The sequence below is a fragment of the Pseudomonas sp. D4-21 genome, assembly GCF_051132125.1.
Classification (GTDB): Bacteria; Pseudomonadota; Gammaproteobacteria; order Pseudomonadales; family Pseudomonadaceae; genus Aquipseudomonas.
Genome location: NZ_CP071664.1, coordinates 4967746 through 4986636, shown reverse-complemented (window position 1 = coordinate 4986636; position 18891 = coordinate 4967746). Strand labels below are relative to the sequence as shown.

14 protein-coding genes are annotated in these 18891 nt (G+C 63.2%); 8 read left to right on the top strand and 6 right to left on the bottom strand.

Annotated features, from left to right (window positions below):
• Positions 1–35: 35 nt before the first annotated feature.
• A complete protein-coding gene (locus tag J3Q04_RS22495; RefSeq protein ID WP_434609258.1) occupies positions 36–1433 on the top strand; it encodes an MFS transporter in 1398 nt (465 codons plus the stop codon).
• A 9-nt stretch (positions 1434–1442) separates the two neighbouring features.
• Positions 1443–1958: a single-stranded DNA-binding protein gene (locus J3Q04_RS22490; protein ID WP_024778338.1), complete on the top strand. Its 516-nt coding sequence runs from the start codon at positions 1443–1445 to the stop codon at positions 1956–1958.
• Positions 1959–2049: 91 nt separating this feature from the next.
• Here the strand turns inward: J3Q04_RS22490 and J3Q04_RS22485 are convergent, their stop codons facing one another.
• A complete protein-coding gene (locus J3Q04_RS22485) occupies positions 2050–2607 on the bottom strand; it encodes a cysteine hydrolase family protein (protein ID WP_434609260.1) in 558 nt (185 codons plus the stop codon).
• 98 nt (positions 2608–2705) lie between these two features.
• Here J3Q04_RS22485 and J3Q04_RS22480 point away from each other — a divergent pair, with 98 nt between their 5' ends.
• From J3Q04_RS22480 to J3Q04_RS22470, 3 genes are all read left to right on the top strand, one after another.
• Positions 2706–3701, top strand: a complete 996-nt coding sequence (locus J3Q04_RS22480; RefSeq protein ID WP_434609262.1) for a GlxA family transcriptional regulator — start codon at positions 2706–2708, stop codon at positions 3699–3701.
• Between the two features lie 190 nt (positions 3702–3891).
• Positions 3892–5001: a DUF3182 family protein gene (locus J3Q04_RS22475; RefSeq protein ID WP_434609264.1), complete on the top strand. Its 1110-nt coding sequence runs from the start codon at positions 3892–3894 to the stop codon at positions 4999–5001.
• Complete coding sequence (locus tag J3Q04_RS22470) at positions 4991–5749, top strand: alpha/beta hydrolase family protein (protein ID WP_305498458.1); 759 nt, start codon at positions 4991–4993, stop codon at positions 5747–5749. The genes J3Q04_RS22475 and J3Q04_RS22470 overlap by 11 nt, the downstream gene beginning before the upstream one ends.
• 44 nt (positions 5750–5793) lie before the next feature.
• On the opposite strand, the gene J3Q04_RS22465 is transcribed toward J3Q04_RS22470, so the two are convergent.
• Genes J3Q04_RS22465 through J3Q04_RS22450 form a run of 4 tightly spaced genes read right to left on the bottom strand, consistent with a single transcriptional unit; the run spans position 5794 to position 9818 of the window.
• The gene (locus J3Q04_RS22465; RefSeq protein ID WP_420767535.1) at positions 5794–6795 is read right to left on the bottom strand and encodes a lysylphosphatidylglycerol synthase domain-containing protein; all 1002 of its coding nucleotides are present in this window, start codon (positions 6793–6795) and stop codon (positions 5794–5796) included.
• Complete coding sequence (clsB, locus tag J3Q04_RS22460) at positions 6782–8080, bottom strand: cardiolipin synthase ClsB (RefSeq protein ID WP_420767536.1); 1299 nt, start codon at positions 8078–8080, stop codon at positions 6782–6784. Before clsB ends, J3Q04_RS22465 begins: the two co-directional genes overlap by 14 nt.
• A complete protein-coding gene (locus J3Q04_RS22455) occupies positions 8077–8895 on the bottom strand; it encodes an endonuclease/exonuclease/phosphatase family protein (RefSeq protein ID WP_420767537.1) in 819 nt (272 codons plus the stop codon). Before J3Q04_RS22455 ends, clsB begins: the two co-directional genes overlap by 4 nt.
• Positions 8892–9818, bottom strand: a complete 927-nt coding sequence (locus J3Q04_RS22450; protein WP_434609266.1) for a DUF72 domain-containing protein — start codon at positions 9816–9818, stop codon at positions 8892–8894. Before J3Q04_RS22450 ends, J3Q04_RS22455 begins: the two co-directional genes overlap by 4 nt.
• Before the next feature lie 356 nt (positions 9819–10174).
• On the opposite strand from J3Q04_RS22450, the gene J3Q04_RS22445 reads away from it, so the two are divergent.
• Complete coding sequence (locus tag J3Q04_RS22445) at positions 10175–12220, top strand: mechanosensitive ion channel family protein (RefSeq protein WP_434611504.1); 2046 nt, start codon at positions 10175–10177, stop codon at positions 12218–12220.
• 126 nt (positions 12221–12346) lie between these two features.
• Here J3Q04_RS22445 and J3Q04_RS22440 read toward each other — a convergent pair whose 3' ends face one another.
• The gene (locus tag J3Q04_RS22440) at positions 12347–16660 is read right to left on the bottom strand and encodes an Lhr family helicase (protein ID WP_434609268.1); all 4314 of its coding nucleotides are present in this window, start codon (positions 16658–16660) and stop codon (positions 12347–12349) included.
• A 324-nt stretch (positions 16661–16984) separates the two neighbouring features.
• On the opposite strand from J3Q04_RS22440, the gene J3Q04_RS22435 reads away from it, so the two are divergent.
• Both J3Q04_RS22435 and J3Q04_RS22430 read left to right on the top strand, forming a co-directional pair.
• Positions 16985–17869 (top strand): sugar nucleotide-binding protein, encoded by an 885-nt coding sequence (locus tag J3Q04_RS22435; protein WP_420767540.1) that lies wholly within the window; start codon positions 16985–16987, stop codon positions 17867–17869.
• Positions 17862–18791 (top strand): NAD-dependent epimerase/dehydratase family protein, encoded by a 930-nt coding sequence (locus J3Q04_RS22430; RefSeq protein ID WP_420767541.1) that lies wholly within the window; start codon positions 17862–17864, stop codon positions 18789–18791. The genes J3Q04_RS22435 and J3Q04_RS22430 overlap by 8 nt, the downstream gene beginning before the upstream one ends.
• Positions 18792–18891 lie beyond the last annotated feature (100 nt).

Sequence of the window (18891 nt, the reverse complement as noted above, 5' to 3'; positions counted from 1 at the left end):
GGTAGAATCCCCGCCGGTTCACACGAGGTTTTTCCATGCACGATCCCCACAGCGAACGCATGAGTAGCGGCGAGACCCGCGCGGCAAGCGGTCTGGCCCTGGTGTTCGCCTTCCGCATGCTGGGCATGTTCATGGTGTTGCCGGTACTGGCGACCTATGGCATGGACCTGGCGGGCGCGACCCCGGCCCTCATCGGGTTGGCGATCGGCGCCTATGGCCTGACCCAGGCCATTTTCCAGATTCCCTTCGGTATTATTTCCGACCGTATCGGGCGACGTCCCGTCATTTACCTGGGGCTCATCGTGTTTGCCCTTGGCAGTGTGCTGGCGGCGAACGCGGATTCGATCTGGGGCGTGATCGCCGGACGGATCCTGCAAGGGGCGGGGGCGATTTCCGCCGCCGTCATGGCCTTGCTGTCAGACCTGACTCGCGAACAGCATCGGACAAAAGCCATGGCCATGATCGGCATGACGATTGGTCTGTCGTTCGCGGTCGCCATGGTTGTAGGACCGTTGGTGACGCGTGCCTTTGGCTTATCGGGCCTGTTCCTGGCAACCGGTGCCATGGCATTGGTCGGTATCCTCATCGTCGCGGTCTTCGTGCCGCGCTCTACCGGGCCCTTGCAGCACCGCGAATCCGGCGTGGCCCGCCAGGCGCTGGTGCCGACACTCAGACATCCCGACCTGCTGCGCCTGGACCTGGGCATCTTCGTCCTCCACGCCATGCTGATGTCCAGCTTCGTGGCCCTGCCGCTGGCACTTGTGCAAAAGGCCGGCCTGCCCAAGGAGCAGCATTGGTGGGTATACCTGACGGCACTGGTTATTTCGTTCTTCGCCATGGTCCCGTTCATCATCTATGGCGAGAAGCGACGCAAAATGAAACGAGTTTTACTCGGCGCCGTCGTGACCCTCATGCTCACTGAGCTATTCTTCTGGCAGTTCGGCGACAGCCTGCGGGCCCTGGTGATCGGCACCGTGGTTTTCTTTACCGCGTTCAATCTGCTGGAGGCGTCGTTGCCGTCGCTGATCAGCAAGGTTTCACCGGCGGGCGGCAAGGGCACGGCGATGGGGGTGTATTCCACCAGCCAATTCCTCGGTTCGGCGTTGGGCGGGATTCTCGGCGGCTGGCTGTTCCAGCATGGCGGTTTGTCGGTTGTGTTCCTGGGTTGCGCCGCGCTGGCTGCACTTTGGTTGGCCTTTGCTGTTACCATGCGCGAACCTCCGTATGTGACGAGCCTGCGCTTGCCGTTGTCGCCCGAAGCCATTCGCGAAGCAGGCCTGGCCGAGCGCCTCAGGGCCGTCGTTGGAGTAACCGATGCAGTGGTGGTCGCCGACGAGGCGGCCGTATACATCAAACTGGACACCGAATTATTGGATCGTGCGACGCTCGAGCGCCTGGTGAACAACCCGGCCCCGGCAGCGTGCGAAGCCTAGGAGAACGTTATGGCCCGTGGGGTTAACAAAGTCATATTGGTCGGTACTTGCGGCCAGGATCCAGAAGTTCGCTACCTGCCTAACGGCAACGCCGTGACCAACCTGAGCCTGGCGACCAGCGAACAATGGACCGACAAGCAGACCGGCCAGAAGGTCGAGAAGACCGAATGGCACCGCGTGTCGATGTTCGGCAAAGTGGCCGAGATCGCCGGCGAATACCTGCGCAAGGGTTCGCAGGTGTACATCGAAGGCAAGCTGCAGACCCGCGAGTGGGAAAAGGACGGCATCAAGCGCTACACCACTGAAATCGTGGTCGACATGCAAGGCACCATGCAATTGCTTGGTGGCCGTCCGCAAGGCGACCAGCAGCAGGGTGGCAACAACTACCAGCAGTCCGCCCCGCGCCAGCAAGCCCCTCGTCCGCAGTCAGCGCCACAGCCACAACGCGAGCGCCCGGCCCCACAACAGGCCGCGCCGCAGCCGGCACCGGATTTCGACAGCTTCGATGACGATATTCCGTTCTGAGGCAGCTCTGAGCATCAAGCCCCAAGCTCCAAGCTGAAACAAAACCGCGCTTCGGTTCCCGATGCGCGGTTTTTTTCTGCCTGGGAGTTGGTTAGGGCTTTTCGACAGCCAGTAGTTGTTCCGTACTCACCACCTTCGCATAGGCAAACCCCAGCGCTGACATGAATGCGGCATGGACATGGGCAGCAGGGACGACAAGCCCATTGAATTCCAGGTCGCGGCTGGCGCAGGCGTCGTGGACCACCGTCACCTCATAACCCATGTCAGCGGCCGCCCGCGTAATGCCGTCGATGCACATGTGGCTCATGCTACCCGCGACCACCAGCCGTTCGATACCGTGATGCTCGAGTGTCGCTTGCAGCTCGGTTTCGCGAAACGCATTGACGAAGTGTTTGAGCACCACGGGTTCGTCGGCGCGGTTGGTTACCTTGGGGTGCAACTGCGCGCCTTCGGAGCCTGGCGTGAAGAAAGGGGCCTGGTCGGAAGTGAATTCGTGGCGGATGTGAATCACCTGGTTTGCGGCCTGGCGAAACGCCTCGATCAACCTGGCGGTGTTATCGGCGGCTGCTTCGGCGCCGGCCAGAGGCCATTTCCCTTGGGGGAAGTAGTCATTCTGGATATCGACTACGATGAGCGCTTGCTTGGACATGGGGTCTTCCTCGTTTAATCAGGATGTGGCGCCAGTATTGGCGTTTGTCCGGGATTCGACGATTGGCCGCAACGACAATAAGCGAGGGAAAACTGACAATGGCGCAGGAAAGGGCATTCGTCGAACTCGGCGTGCTGATCTACCCCGGCGCGCAAATGGCGGCGGTGCACGGTTTGACCGACTTGTTTGCGGTGGCGGATGCCATCGCGGCGGAGCAGGCCAGTGTGCAATTGCCACGGCTGCGCGTAAGTCACTGGCAAACGGCGAACGGCGAAGTGCCGTCGCGGGTGTTTGCCAGCGATGCCGGTCCGCACGCGCCCTTGATCGCCTTGTTGATACCGCCCTCTATTGCCGGCTTCAATGAAGCTATCGCGACGCCGACACTGATGGATTGGCTACGGACGCAGCACGCAGGCGGCACCGTTTTGGGCGGGGTTTGCGTCGGCTCGATCCTGCTGGCCGAAAGCGGTTTGCTGGATGGGCGCAGCGCGACCACCCATTGGACTTCAGCCACGACCTTCGCGGCGCGTTATCCCAAGATCAAGCTGGACGCCGATAAACCCATTGTGGACGACGGCGATCTGATCACCACCGCCGGGCTCATGGCCTGGGCGGAGCTTGGGCTGCGGCTGGTGGATCGTCTGCTCGGGCCAAGCATCGCCACACGCACCGCACAGTTCCTGGTGATCGAGCACAGCGACAGCGCGAGCCAGTGCGGCAGCAATTTCGCGCCAATCCTGGGGCATGGCGACGGTGCGATCCTGAAGGTGCAACACTGGCTGCAACGCAGCGGCGCGGTGGATGTTTCCCTTGGCGCGATGGCCGAACAGGCGGGACTGGAAGAGCGCACCTTCCTGCGCAGGTTCCGCGCGGCCACGGGGCTCAAGCCCACCGAATACTGCCAGCACCTGCGAGTTGGCAAGGCTCGGGAAATGCTGGAATTCACCAACGGCACCATCGATCACATCGCCTGGACCGTCGGCTATCAGGACCCTTCTGCCTTTCGAGCGACTTTCAAGAAAATCACCGGCTTAGCGCCGAGTGACTACCGGGCGAAATTTGGCGTGACCCCTCAGAACGCACCCAAAGGCTGACGGGGATGTGCGCAGCGGTCGTGCAAATTGCCGGACGTCCGCTTGCAGTCGTGCAGAATGAAACAGGCCCGGTGCCACATTATTCGCCCATCCCCCCGTTTCCTCGACCGTTCGTCCCCTGCCGAGCCGTTGGCCTGATCTCTGCAATCCTTATAGCTACGGCTATTGAGCGCAGTTAAAAGGACAACGCATGACGTCGATCCCTCGTGACAAATTAGTGGTGGCCCACTCGGTCAATCCCCAGGCACCCCTGCATGAAGTCGAAACCAATAGGGCTCTGGCCCGCTGGTTGGCGAATATCCTTGGCTTGGAATACGGCGGCAGTTACGACAGCCAGCAACACGCCGAGCGGGATTTGTATCTGTTGCCTACGCAAACTCTGATCGGTCCAGAGGCCGCGTTGCGTCTGGGCGTCAAGGGACCGGACGATCTTTGGGGCGGCTATGTCGATCACGATTTCATCTGCACCAAGGCGATTGCCCATGGTCTGTTGAATAAGGACGCGGTCGCGCCGAAGGGCTGGTCACCGCTGTTCGGCAAGTTGACCCGTGGCGTCGTGCTTGATGGTGTCAGCGTCTTCTCGCTCAAGGATGCGCGCCAGGCCGCCGAACATTTGCTCTACGCCGGGCCGATTCGCTTCAAGCCAATCCATGCTTGTGCCGGACGGGGTCAGCGGGTTATCCGCAGCATCGCGCAATTCGATGAAATCGTCGCGGCTCCAGACGCCCAGGCGTTATTCAGCGAGGGGATCGTGCTGGAGCAGAACCTCAATGAGGTCAAGACCCAGAGCGTGGGCCAGAGCTTTATCAACGGCAAGGTCCTGAGCTATTGCGGCGTCCAGCACCTGACCCGCGACAACCAAGGCGAAGAGGTCTACGGCGGCTCTGACCTGCTGGTGGCCCAGGGTGGCTACATCGAGTTGCTCGGCCTGGAATTGCCGGACGATGTACGCGAAGCGGTGCGGTTGGCGCAGGTGTTCGATGACGCTGCCAACCAGGCGTATCCCACGTTCTTTGCTTCGCGGCGCAACTACGACATTGCCCAAGGGACCGACACCGGTGGCCAATTTCGCGGCGGCGTGCTGGAGCAGTCGTGGCGAATGGGCGGCGCCAGCAGCGCGGAGCTCGCGGCATTGCAGGTGTTTGTCGAGGATCCCGCGACCCGCGCGGTTCGGGTGTCCTCGGTTGAGACCTACACCGACCAACCACTGCCGGCCGGCGCTACGGAGGTTTATCGCGGCGCGGCAGAGAATAGTGATTTCCTACTCAAATACGTAACGGTCCAATCCTATGACGGCTAGAAGCGAAACCATCCAGATTGCCATTGACGATGAGCATATGAACGGGACCTTCCTCAGCCCCAAGTCGAAGGTCCCCGGCGTGTTGTTCGTACACGGTTGGGGCGGCAGCCAGGAGCGCGACCTGGAGCGGGCCAAGGGCATCGCCGGCCTGGGCTGTGTCTGCCTGACCTTCGACTTGCGTGGGCATACGGGGGGCGCCGGGATCCCGCTGTCACGGGTCACGCGGGAGGACAATCTGCGGGACCTGCTGGCGGCCTACGACCGATTGCTCGCCCATCCCGCCCTCGATACCTCGGCGATAGCCGTGGTTGGCACCAGCTACGGTGGCTACCTGGCCTCGATCCTGACCTCGCTGCGTCCGGTGCGTTGGCTCGCCTTGCGCGTGCCGGCACTTTATCGCGACGAGCAATGGCACACGCCCAAGCGCGACCTGGATAAAGCCGACCTGCTCGATTATCGCAGCACGCTCGTCCATGCCGACACCAATCGCGCCTTGCACGCGTGCTCGCAGTTCACAGGCGATGTGCTGCTGGTGGAGTCCGAGACCGACGATCATGTGCCCCATGCCACCATCATGAGCTACCGCGCCGCCTGTCAGCAGACCCATTCGCTGACCCACCGGATCATCGACGGCGCCGACCATTCCCTGAGCGACCCCGTGTCACAACAGGCCTACACCTCGATCCTGGTGAGCTGGATCACGGAGATGGTGGTGGGCGAGCGGTTGAGCATCATTCAGGAGCGGTAGACATAAGTGTCCAGGCGGGCCTGTTCGTCGGATCAGGCACCGCATCACTTGACCCCAGGCTTGACCCGCAACGCCTTGGCCTTCGCCTCGATCACCAGGTACATCACCACCGTGATCAACAACGGCAGGATGAAATAGATCGCCCGATAGGCAATCAGCCCCGCGATCAAGCTGCCCCGCGACACCTCATGCTGCAGCAGCGCGACGAACACCGCTTCCAGCACGCCGAGCCCAGCGGGAATGTGAGTGATCACCCCGGCGATACTGCTGATCAGCAACACCCCGAGCACCACCGGGTAATCCAGTTTGCTCGGCAGCAACGTAAAGATCACCGCCGCCATCAACGACCAGTTCAACGCCCCGAGGGCCAGTTGCAGCACGGCCATGCGCAGGGAAGGCAGGTTGATCTCCATCCCCCGAACCGTCCAGGCGCGGCGTTTTGAAAAGCGGCAGGCCAGCAGGTAGCCGGCGCTTGCCAGCAACAACAGCGCCCCGACGCCTTGCAGTGCATTGCTGCTCAGCTTCCAGCCTGGAGGCATGGTCACCAGGCCGCTGCTGAACACCACGCCGGCCAGGGTCATATAACCGAACCAGTTGGTTGCCAGGCTCAAGCCCAGGATCTTGGCGATATTGCCCGTGCTCACCCCCAGCCGCGAATAAAGTCGGTAGCGCATGGCGATGCCACCTACCCAGGCGCTGAGGTTGAGATTGAACGCATAACTGATCACCCCCACCGGCAGGATCTGCCGCCACCCAAGTTTCTGCCGGATGTAGGTACGGCCGATCAGATCGAAGCAGGCGTAGGTGACGAAACTGGTGATGGTCAGGGCGGCGGCAATGAAAAGCGTGCGCAGCTTGAAGTCCGCCAGGGTGGTGAAAACCTCGGACCAGTCGATGCGCCGAGCCAATGCGGTGAACAGCACAATCAACAGCAGGAAAAAAGCCAGGGTCAGCGGGCGTTTCCAGCGGCTCCAGCGGGACTTGGGCTTGGCCTGTTCCGGCGCATGGGCATCTCTCGGCGCGGTGTGCGCGTCAGAGTGGTTCATGGGGTTCGCTCCGGACCGCCGTCGGCGGTGAAAAAGGTTTCAGACGTGGTTTATGGGCCGGCAGCCATCCGGCCCAGGCCGGAAAATGACGCAGGAAGTGGAACACCATGAAACCGATAGTCATGCGCCAGAGCAGCCCGCGCGGGGCGTGGTTTTCTGGCATGACGGTGCAGTGATTGCGGCTCAGATGTTCGAGACGCTCGAACAGCTCGCGGTTGAAGCCGCGGTCGCGGATCAGCACGTTGGCTTCCAGGTTCAGCGACAGGCTCAGCGGGTCGAGGTTGCTCGAACCCACGGTGGCCCAGTCCTCGTCCACCAGGGCGACCTTGCCATGCAGCGGGCGCTCGCAATATTCGTAGATCGTCACGCCGGCCTTGATCAAATGGTCATAAAGCATCCGCGCCGCCAGCTTGGCGATCATCATGTCCGGTTGCCCTTGCAGGATCAGCCGGACCTCGACGCCGCGTCGCGCGGCGTTGCGCAGCTCACGCAGCAACCGATAACCGGGGAAGAAATAGGCGTTGGCGATCACTACCCGGCGCTGGGCGCTGCGCAGCACTTGCAGGTAGACCTCCTCGATGTCGGTCTGATGCTCGTGGTTATCGCGATAAACCAGGCGCACCTGACCGTCATGATCATTGAATGCCAGCTCGGTACGGCGGCTGCGGCGACGTTGCCACCAATACTTGGCCCGGGCCGGACGCCCGGTTTGCAGCAGCGCGAAGTGATGGATATCCACCACCGCCGGGCCTTTGATCTCCACCGAATAATCCTGCTTGGCCTCGGGGCCGAAATCGCCCAGGTGGTCAGCGGAAAAGTTGATCCCGCCGATGAATGCGATCACGCCATCCACTACCACGATCTTGCGGTGCAGGCGGCGGAACCAGTTGGTGCGGATGCCCAGGTGCCGTGGGGCAGGGTCGAACATTTGCAGGCGTACTCCGGCATCGCTCAACGACGCGAGAAACGCAGTGCTCAGCTCACCGCAACCAAAACCGTCGAGGTTGACGGTGATGCGTACGCCGCGCTTGGCCGCGTCCACCAATATGTCCCGCAGCTCGAAGCCGACCTTGTCCTCGAACAGAATGAAAGTCTCCAGGAGAACTTCTTCCTGGGCACGGCGAATCGCCTCGAAGACACGTGGGAAATACTCCTCTCCGTTTTCCAGGAGCGTGACGCGGTTGTTGCCATGCCAGCCATATTCGACGTCGGCCAGCGCCGGGTTGCGCTCGGTGGGCGGTACCTCGACCTTTTCCACCGTCGCCTTGTTCATCGTCGCGCTCATAATTCAATCTCCACCGACAGCGGTGCGTGGTCGGAAAGGTGCGACCAGGGTCGTACATTCAGTACCTGGGCGTGATGGGCCTTGAGGTTGCGCACATAGATCCGGTCCAGGCGCAAAATCGGCAGGCGTGCCGGAAAACTTCGGGCCGGTTTGCCCCACTGTTCAGCGAACACCTCCCGCAAACCGCAGGGCTCGAGCAGGTCAGTGGCCTTGCCGCGCCAATCGTTGAAATCCCCCGCGACGATCACTGGGGCCTCGGGCGGCAGCTCGCCCAGGCGTTGGCAAAGCAACTTCAATTGTTCTACGCGATGGCCTTCACGCAGCCCCAGGTGGACGCAAATGGCGTGCACGTCCCGTCCACCCTCAGCGTTCGGCAGGCGCAATACGCTGTGCAGCATGCCGCGGCTTTCATGGCCGCTGATGGACACGTCGAGGTTGTCGTGGCGGATGATCTGGAATTTCGACAGCAACGCGTTGCCATGGTCGCCCGCCGGATACACCGCGTTGCGCCCGTAGGCGAACTGCGGCCAGAGGGTGTCGGCGAGGAATTCGTATTGGGGAATGCTCGGCCAGTTGCTGTAGCGCTGGGGATGGTGCTCGTGGGTGCCATGCACTTCTTGCAGGAACACCACGTCGGCGGAAACGCTGCGCACGGCTTCGCGCAGTTCCGGCAGGATGAAACGCCGGTTCAACGCGGTGAAGCCCTTGTGCGTATTGACCGTCAGCACCGTGAATCGATTGACCTGGTCGAGCAAGCGCTGCGCGGCGTCCTGCAACGGCTCGCGGGTGGCTTCGCTGGATTCTGGCGTGCTCATGGCAATACTCCTTCTGCCGGGTGCTCACCGGGAGCGGTGGCGAGGTGCTTGTCCAGGTCGAAGCGCTCCAGCAGGTGGCGCGCGTCGTAGGGCGCGCGGACCTTGATGTCGTTGTCGAAATAGCAGAACACCTCTCGGCTCTTGCGTGCCCGAGGCTTTTTTTTCGGATCGATCAACTGGGCGTCGCTCGGCTGCGTGCCGTGGCTCCAGGCCTCGATCCGGTCGCCCCAACGCTTGAGCGCCTCGTCGGTATAGCCGCTGGCGTACAGCTCTTCGGCGCCGTGCAGGCGCAGGTAGACGAAGTCACTGGTCACGTCCTCGCGATAGGGCCATTTTCCGGCGGTATCGGCGACCACCAGGGCGACGTCGTAGCGTTTGAGCAGGGCGACGAAGCGTGGGTCGACGAAGCTTTCATGTCGGATCTCCACCGCGTGGCGCAATGGTCGCTTTTTATCGGTCTCGGTGCTGGCGTGGCCGTCCAGGCGCGACTCGTGCTCGCGTGCCAGCGCGGCGGCGGCGTGGGTGTCGTGGGGCAGCTGCTTGAGGAAGTCCTCGAACAGCTCCGGGTCGAATTTGAAGTTGGGCGGAAACTGCCAGAGGATGGCGCCGAGTTTTTCCTTGAGCTCCAGCACCCCGGAAGCGAAGAAATTCGCCAACGGCTTGTGGATATCCCGCAGGCGTTTGACATGGGTGATGAAGCGCGGCGCCTTGACGCTAAACACAAAGCCTGGCGGCGTCTCGGCGTACCACTGGGCATACCGCTCGGGACGTTGCAGGGCGTAGAACGATCCATTGATTTCGATGCTGTTGACCGCTCGAGAGGCGAATTGCAGTTCCCGTTTCTGCGCCAGCCCCTTGGGGTAGAAGTCGCCCCGCCAAGGCGTGTAGCGCCAACCGGAAATGCCAATGTGGATCGCCGTCATGTATCCCTCCCGTGCCAATGACCTCGTACCGCCTGTGTCTTTTGATGACCGCTGGGCGGGCTGGAAAGTTTCGATGGCCTTACCGACGGAAGGGGCTGAGCAGGTTTTGTGGCGAGGGAGCTTGCTCCCGCTGGCCTGCGCAGCAGGCCCATGCATTCATCCTGACGTGACGAGGTATCCAGGTTTCAGGGCCGCGACGCGCCCCAGCGGGAGCAAGCTCCCTCGCCACGGGTTTTGTATTGGCCTTCCGAGCGAACTTGCCGGCCCGTTGTTGATCAGTTCCTTAGCGATCCTGCGTGAAGGAGCCCTGCGTCTTGTCCCGATTGAGCACTGTGTTGCTGCTTTTCCTGCTGGCCATGACCGGCACCAGCGCCTACGGGACCGCTGCGATCCCCGGCACCTCCAAGCCCGCCGAAGCCCCGGCCGAACCCGAGCCGCTGGTACAGGGGGGCCTGTTGGGGGCCATCAGCTCGAGTATCGACGACGTCCAGGACAAGCTCGACCTTGACCGCAGCCTGGTGGGCGCGTGGCGTCTGCGGGCGGATCGTGCGGCGGACGAGGTGGATCGCCTGGTGGATCAGACGTCCCGCTCGTCGTGGCGTGTGGCGGGGGATTTCCTGTTGCTTTCGGGCGTGTGGCTGGGGACGTTTGCGCTGATATGGAGCAGCGCGCGATTGCTGATGCGCCGTTTGAGTCGGCGCCGCTGGCTGCGCACTCGCCAACGGATGCTGGACCTGCTCGGCTACCTGCTGCCTTACACGTTACCGGCCGTGGCCTGTCTGCCGCTGACCCTCTATGTCAGCCATTTCCTGCAAGTGTCGGTCGGCCGGGCGTTGGCGTTGTGTTTTGCCTACGCCACCAGCAGCGGCATTGTCTCCACATCGGTACTGCTCTGCGTCATCGTCATGTTCAATGGCGGCCACAAGCGGCGAGCAGTGGCGATCCTTCGTCGTTTCAGCCCGCGGCCGTTGTTCCTGATCGGCTTCCTGGCCGCGCTGAGCGATGCCTTGACCAGCCCGCAGATCGCTCGACAGCTGGGTGGCAACATCACCAGCAGCGTCGCGGTGTTCACCGGCCTGTCGGCTTCGATGATCTTCGGTTGGCTGGTGATCCACATGCGCCGGCCGGTGGCCCATCTGATCCGCAACCGGTCGCTGACCCAGCGCTTGAAGCAACCCGCATTGCAGGAGTCGCTGCGGATCTTTTCCGGCCTTTGGTACTGGCCGATCCTGCTGATGGTACTGGTGTCGGCGGTGAGCCTGGTCGGTGTCGGCGAGGACAACCAGAAGGCCCTGCGTTGCGCCTTGTTCACCACCATTTTGCTGATCGCGACGGTGTTCCTCAGCACCGTGTTCCAGCACATCTTCAAATCACCCAAAGCCGAGGCCATCCAGCGCCACAGCGCCTACAAAGGTCGGCTGTTGAGCCTGTTGCATGGATTGTTGCGCATCGTCATGGCCGTGGCATTCATTGAGATCCTCGGGCGGATCTGGGGCGTGTCGCTGTTCGAGTTCGCCTCGCGCAATGCCGTGGGGCGGGCGATCAGTGATTCCCTGAGCCGCATTGGCTTGATCTTTCTGGTGACGTGGTTGACGTGGGTAGTGCTCGACACGGCGATCCAGGAAGCACTGAAACCACCGCTCAACAAGCGCGGCGCTCGCCAGCCCAGCACGCGGGTCAAGACCATCCTGCCGCTGTTGCGCAACGCGTCGAAAATAATCCTGGTGGTGATTTGCGCGATCACCACCATGGCCAATCTCGGCATCAACGTCGCGCCATTGCTCGCGGGGGCCGGCGTGGTGGGGCTGGCGATTGGTTTTGGATCGCAACAATTGGTACAGGACGTGATCACCGGGCTGTTCATCATCATTGAGGACACGCTGTCCATTGGCGACTGGGTGGTGCTCAGCTCCGGCCATGCCGGCACCGTCGAAGGCCTGACCATCCGCACCCTGCGCCTGCGCGACGGCAAGGGCTTCGTGCATTCGGTGCCGTTCGGGCAGATCAAGGCCGTGACCAACCAATCCCGGCAATTCGCCTTTGCGTTTTTCTCGGTGCAGTTCACCTACGACACCGACGTGGACCGCGCCATCGAGCTGATCCGCGAAGCCGGCGATTCGATCTCCGACGACCCATTTCTCAAGTTCAACCTGCAAGGGCCGCTGGATGTATTCGGCGTGGACAAGATGGACCTCAACGGCGTGGTCCTCACCGCCCAGTTCCGCACGGTCTCGGGCGGACAATATGCCGTGAGCCGGGCGTTCAACCAGCGGTTGAAAAAGCTTGTGGATAACGAGCCGTCGGTGCACTTCGCGCAGACTTATCCACAGCAGGTGGTGTTGCCGAAGCGCTTGGTTGAGGAGCCGAAGGAGGAAGGTGCTGCCCCTGAGCAAACTCAGTAAGTTGCTCAGTTTTATAGTGATGCTAGTGGCCCCTTCGCGAGCAGGCTCGCTCCCACAGGGTTGGCCATTCACCGTAGATCCAATGTGGGAGCGAGCTTGCTCGCGATGGGGTCCAGCCAGACACCCTCAACTTTTCTGAATAAGCTTGTTCCTGACCCCCGCCATCCCTTCTGCATCCAACTCCACAAACAGATGCTGCTTGCCCGCAACCACCGCAGCCACCGGCAACCCGTCCCGATAAACCAGCCGATTACTCGCCAGCGCCGGTACTTTCGCCCCCGGCAGCAACGTGCCAGCGAGGTTCAACGGATCGACCCCGCACACCGCGACCAGGCTGCCATCGGCGGGTCGACGTCTTGCGTCGCGTAGCAGCGCAATGGCTTCAGGCAGGGCGAACTGTTCGCCGGCCAGCCCGCTGACGAAACGCCCGCCCCGAATCTCGCCTCGCGCCTCCAGGCGATGAAACGTGCGCAGCAACTCACGCCAGCTCGGCAGCCAGTCGGCTTCGCGTTCCAGCAAACGCCAGAACACCACGCCATAACGGCGCAGCAGGGCCATGGCGATGTGTTCCAGGGTGTCGGGCGGTGTGGGCGCGGGCCGGTTGCCGGGTTCTGGCGCTGGCGAGCTGCGGCGCAGCAAGGCCCAGCGCCCGGCATCGTCCATGCCACCGACAAACGCCCCGCGCCCGCGCCGGCTGCTGCGGGCCTGGCGTTTGCTGGCGGGGGTGATCAAGGCCCGCAGCCCGGCGAAGCTGTCAGCATTCACGAGCCCGGCACCGACCAGTTCCTGCAAGGCGGTTTCCAGTTCGCTGCGCAGCAGGTGGGCCTCGTGCAGCAATTCATCGAAAAACAACGCGCCGTGTTCACTGAGGGCTTGATGGACTTTTTGCGTCTTGAGCGACAGTTCGCTGATGGGTGTCTGCTCGGCGAGGCTGCTCCACAGCGCGACCTTGGCGCGCGGCAGCAACACGATTGGCGTGCTGCGCAGGGCGCTGGCGGACAGCTTCTGGCGGGCGCTCAGGCGCGTCCAGACGAACTTGCCGCTGCGGCACAGCTCGTCAAGCCAGCTCGGCGAATAATCCTTGATCCGCGCCGGCAAAAGGTCGCTGTCCCAGGCCGAGGCGGCGGCCGGGTAGCCTTCGAACTGGCTGATGATCGATGGCAGCACGGCGCTGCCCCGGCCCTGGCTGGACGGCGACAAGTGCTGCCAGTCGAACAGGAACCGCATGAAGTCCTGCAACATTACCGGCTCGATTTCCCGGCGCAGGCGCTTGACCGTGTAGCGGTGGATCCGCGCCAGCAGATGCCGTTCGCACCATTCCTCTTGCCCGGTGCCCGGGGTAAAGCGACCGCGCAGCACATAGCCTTGCTGTTCCAGCTGGGCCAGGGCCTGGGTCGCTTGCGCCGGCGACAGCCCGAGCGGGTAGGCGATCGCAGTCAATGGCTGCGGGCCAAAGGCACTGAGACGCGCGCGCAGCACTTCCACCACGGCCTCGTCGCTGTCCCACGGCGCATCAAACCCCGGCAGCGGTGCCAGCGGCGGCTGCCATTGGGCTTGTGGATAAATTGCTTGCAAGCACGTCAGCCGCTCCAACGGCACCCACAGGCCGCGTTCATCGCTGATTCGCACATGGCTGGCGCGGCCGCGCTCGGCCAGGGTTTGCAGCCCCTCCAGCCACGACGGATCGGCGCTGGCTTCGCTGTCGGCGATGCAGGCCAGGCTCATCAGCGCTTCGTGGATTTCATCGATACTGGTCGGCGTCGGCCAGGCCTCTTCCCGCACGGCCTGGATGGCATCGGCGTCCAATGCGCCCAGGTCATCGGTGGACTGCGGATCGCTCCAGCGTCGATTGATCACCGCTTGGGTGCGGCGTTCTTCCAGCGGCGCGTCGTCGAGAAAGGTATAGGGCCGGGCGCTGAGGATTTCTGCCGCCAGGGGCGAGGGCGCAGGCAGGTCGCGGCTGACCAAGTGTATCTCGCCCGCCTCCATCCGTCGCAGCAGGGCCAGCCAGCCTTCGCTGTCCATGGCTTCATGGAGGCAATCGTCGAGGGTCTGTTCCACCAGCGGGTGGTCGGGAATCTCACGCTCGCCGGCGAGGTTTTCCAGGCACGCGATCTGGTCAGGAAATACGCTGGCGATCAAATCTTCACTTTTCATGCGCTGGATCTGCGGCGCGACTTTGCGCCCGCCCGTGTAGCGCGGCAACGCCAGGGCCACGCCGGCGTTCCAGCGCCAGCGCACGCCGAACAACGGCGCGTCCAGCACCGCCTGGACCAGGATCTGCTCGGCGCTCTGGCTGCTGAGGTAGCGCCAGACTTCGTCGAGTTCGAAGCTGTGGCTGGTGGACAGCGACAGCACGATGGCGTCCTCGCTGGCGGCGGCCTGCAATTCGAAGTTGAAGGTGCGGCAGAAACGCTTGCGCAGGGCCAGGCCCCAGGCGCGGTTGATGCGACTGCCGAAAGGCGTGTGGATGATCAGTTGGGTTCCGCCGGATTCGTCGAAAAACCGTTCCATCACCAAGGTGTCCTGGGAGGGCAGGGCGCCGAAGGCCAGGCGCGCCGGGGCCAGGTAGTCGAGGATCTGTTCGGCGCTGGCGAGGTTCAGGTGCAAGGTGCCGGTCAGCCAGTCGAGGGCCGGTTGCAGGTTGCCCGGCGTGGCGCCGAGCAACTGATCCAGCTGGGCTTGCAGGCGGGCCACGGCCAGGGACAGTTCGGCGCTGCGCCCTGGGGCTTCGCCGAGCCAGAACGGAATGGTGGGCGGTTGGCCCTGGGCGTCCTCGACCCGCACGCGGCCGGTCTCGACGCGGATGATCCGGTACGAGGTATTGCCGAGTTGGAAGACGTCGCCGGCGATGCTCTCGACGGCGAAGTCTTCGTTGACGCTGCCGATGTTCAAGCCCTGCGGTTCGAGCAGCACGCTGTAGTCAGCGTTGTCCGGGATGGTGCCGCCGCTGGTCACGGCCGTCAGCTTGCTACCCCGCCGTCCACGCAAGGTCCGGGTCACGGCATCGCGGTGCAGGTAGGCACTGCGTACGCCTTGCCGGCCATTGAGGCCTTCGGCGAGCATTTGCAACAGGGCCTGGTAATGATCTTCGTCGAGCCCGGCATAGGGCGAGGCGCGGCGGAACATCTCCAGCAACGCCTGCTCATGCCATTCCTGGCAACTGACCTCGGCGACGATCTGCTGGGCCAGGACGTCCAGCGGCGCCTTGGGGATGTGCAGGATGTCCAGCTCGCCACGGCGCACACAATCGAGCAGGGCGGCGCACTCGATCAAGTCGTCGCGCGTGGTAGCGAACAGGCGCCCCTTGGGCGTGCCGCCGACCTGGTGACCGGAGCGGCCAACCCTTTGCAGGAACGCCGAGATCGAACGGGGCGAGGCGATCTGGCAGACCAGGTCGACGTCGCCGATATCGATGCCCAACTCCAACGACGCCGTGGCGATCAGTACCTGCAGCTCGCCGCGCTTGAGGCGTTGCTCGGCGTCGAGGCGAAACTCCTTCGCCAGGCTGCCGTGGTGGGCCGCCACCGAGTCTTTGCCCAGGCGCTCGCTCAAGTGACGACTCAGGCGTTCGGCCAGCCGCCGGGTGTTGACGAATACCAGTGTGGTTCGGTGCGCCCGGGCCAGCTCGGCGAGGCGGTTGTAGACCAGTTCCCAGACGTCATTGGCCATTACCGCAGAAAGCGGCACCGGCGGCACCTCGATGTCCAGGTCGCGGGGGCGGGCGTGGCCGATGTCGACAATTTCACAGGCGCGTCCTTCACCGACGAGAAACCGCGATACCGCCTCGATGGGCTTTTGCGTGGCGGACAAGCCGATGCGCACCAACGGTTCGGCGCACAGCGCTTGCAGCCGTTCCAGGCTCAAGGCCAGATGGCTGCCGCGCTTGCTGGCGGCGATGGCGTGGATTTCATCGACGATCACCGTGCCGGTGCTGGCAAGCATCTGCCGGCCGGAATCGGAGCCGAGCAGCACATAGAGCGATTCGGGCGTGGTCACGAGGATGTGCGGCGCGGTCTTGCGCATCGCCGAGCGTTCTTTTTGCGGCGTGTCGCCGGTGCGCACGGCGGTGGTGATGGGCAAGGGCGGCAGCCCCATTCGCTGCAATTGCTCGGTGATGCCGGCCAGGGGATTCTGCAGGTTGATCTGGATGTCGTTGCTCAAGGCCTTGAGCGGCGAGACGTAGACCACGAGTGTCTCGTCCGGCAGCCCGCCTTGCTCCAGGCCACGATGTACCAAGTCATCCAGGACCGCGAGAAATGCAGTAAGGGTCTTGCCCGAACCCGTGGGCGCGGCGACCAGCACCGAGCGGCGCTGGCCGATCAACGGCCACGCCCGGGCCTGGGCGGCCGTGACGGCCGGGAATGTCTGGCTGAACCAGGCGCGAACGGCGGGATGAAAGCCTGCCATGGCGTGGTCGGCTGCAAGGGGCAGATTCATGGGGGCAGTTTAGGCGGGTGGGGTGGGGAGGATGCAAGTGGCGAGGGGATTTATCCCCGCTGGACTGCGCAGCAGTCCCTTTGATTAACACCTGGGTGGGTCAGGCTCGCCTCATTTGCTTGGTTGGGGCTGCTGCGCAGCCCAGCGGGGATAAATCCCCTCGCCACAAGAGCTCGGCAACCGCCTTGGAAGACGGCAAACCCGGCGATCTACACATTACGGATGACGGTTGCGCACTAAACCCGCAAAATGCAACGATTCCGGCGACGCCCTCGGGCGTTGTCGACCAAATTCTTGTGCCAACAGACTGGGCCTGCTGACTTTATGCGAATGCGCCTTATGTTACTGGGCGGCGGAAATGCCCTTGGGCAGGCGCTGATTCGCCTCGGTGCGGAAGAAGACATCGGTTTTCTCGCCCCCCGCCCCCCCGAAGACGGCTGGGATGCCGCGAGCCTCACGCAGTTGCTCGACGACACCCGGCCGGACGCCTTGATCAACCTGGCGTACTACTTCGACTGGTTCCAGGCCGAAACCGTCAGCGAGCAACGCCTGGCCAGCCAAGAGCGGGCGGTCGAGCGCCTGGCCGAACTGTGCCAGCATCACAACATTGTCTTGCTGCAACCGTCGAGCTATCGCGTGTTCGACGGCTCCCGCGCCACCGCCTACAGCGAAAAGGATGAACCGGTGCCCCTGGGCCTGCGTGGCCAGGCGTTGTGGCGCATCGAGCAAAGCGTGCGCGCCACTTGCCCGCAACATGTTCTGCTGCGTTTTGGCTGGCTGCTGGACGACAGCGCCGACGGCATCCTCGGCCGTTTCCTGGCCCGGGCCGAGCAGCCTGAAGAGCTATTGCTGGCCGACGACCGTCGGGGTAACCCCACGCCGGTGGACGATGCCGCGAGGGTGATCATCTCGGTGCTCAAGCAACTCGATTGCGCGGCGCCGCTGTGGGGCACCTATCATTACGCCGGGCATGAGGCGACCACGCCGCTGGCTTTGGGCCAGGCGATCCTCACCGAAGCCCGCGCCCTGCACCCGCTGGCCATCGAGTCGCCGACGCCCCAGGCCCACGCCGCAAGGCCGGACGCGGCGGAAGAACCGCAGCACGCGGTATTGGCCTGCAAGAAAATTCTGCACACCTTCGGGATCAAGCCCCGCGCCTGGCGCGCCGCACTCCCGGCCCTACTGGATAGGTTCTATCGCCATGGCTGAAGGCCCAGTTCTCATCACCGGCGGCGCGGGTTTCATTGGTTCGCACCTGACCGACGCCTTGCTTGCCAAAGGGCATTCGGTGCGCATTCTCGATGACCTGTCCACTGGCAAGCGCAGCAATCTGCCGCTGGATAACCCGGCTCTGGAGCTGATCGAGGGCGATGTCGCCGACGCCGCGCTGGTCGCCCGGGCCGTGGCCGGTTGCAGCGCCGTGGCGCATCTGGCCGCCGTGGCCTCGGTGCAAGCCTCGGTGGACGACCCGGTGCGCACGCACCAGAGCAATTTCATCGGCACCCTGAACGTCTGCGAAGCCATGCGCCAGGCCGGGGTGAAGCGGGTGCTGTTCGCCTCCAGCGCCGCGGTCTACGGCAACAATGGCGAAGGCCAGTCCATCGACGAAGAGACGCCCAAGGCGCCGTTGACGCCTTATGCGGCAGACAAACTGGCCAGCGAATTCTATTTCGACTTCTATCGTCGCCAGCATGAACTGGAGCCGGTGGTGTTCCGCTTCTTCAACATCTATGGTCCGCGCCAGGATCCATCCTCGCCGTATTCAGGCGTCATCAGTATCTTCAGCGAACGGGCGCAGAAAGGCCTGCCGATCACCGTGTTCGGCGACGGCGAGCAGACTCGGGATTTCGTCTACGTTGAGGATCTGGTGGACGTGCTGGTCCAGGCCATCGAAAAACCGGAAGTGGAGGTCGGCGCGGTGAATGTCGGCTGGAACCAGGCCACGACCTTGAAGCAGATGCTCCAGGCCCTGGCCGTGGTGGTGGGCGATTTACCTACGATCAGCCATGGCCCGGCGCGCTCCGGCGATATCCGCCATTCGCGGGCAAACAATGCTCGTTTACTGGAGCGTTTCAACGTCCCGAAGCAGACGCCGATGAGCGTGGGACTGGCGCGGTTGTTGGGGCGCTGAGTTTCGCAGCCGAAAAAAAGGCGCCTTTCGGGGCGCCTTTTTTGTGAGTCATGCATCGCTTTTGTGGCAAGTGAAACCTGTGGCGAGGGAGCTTGCTCCC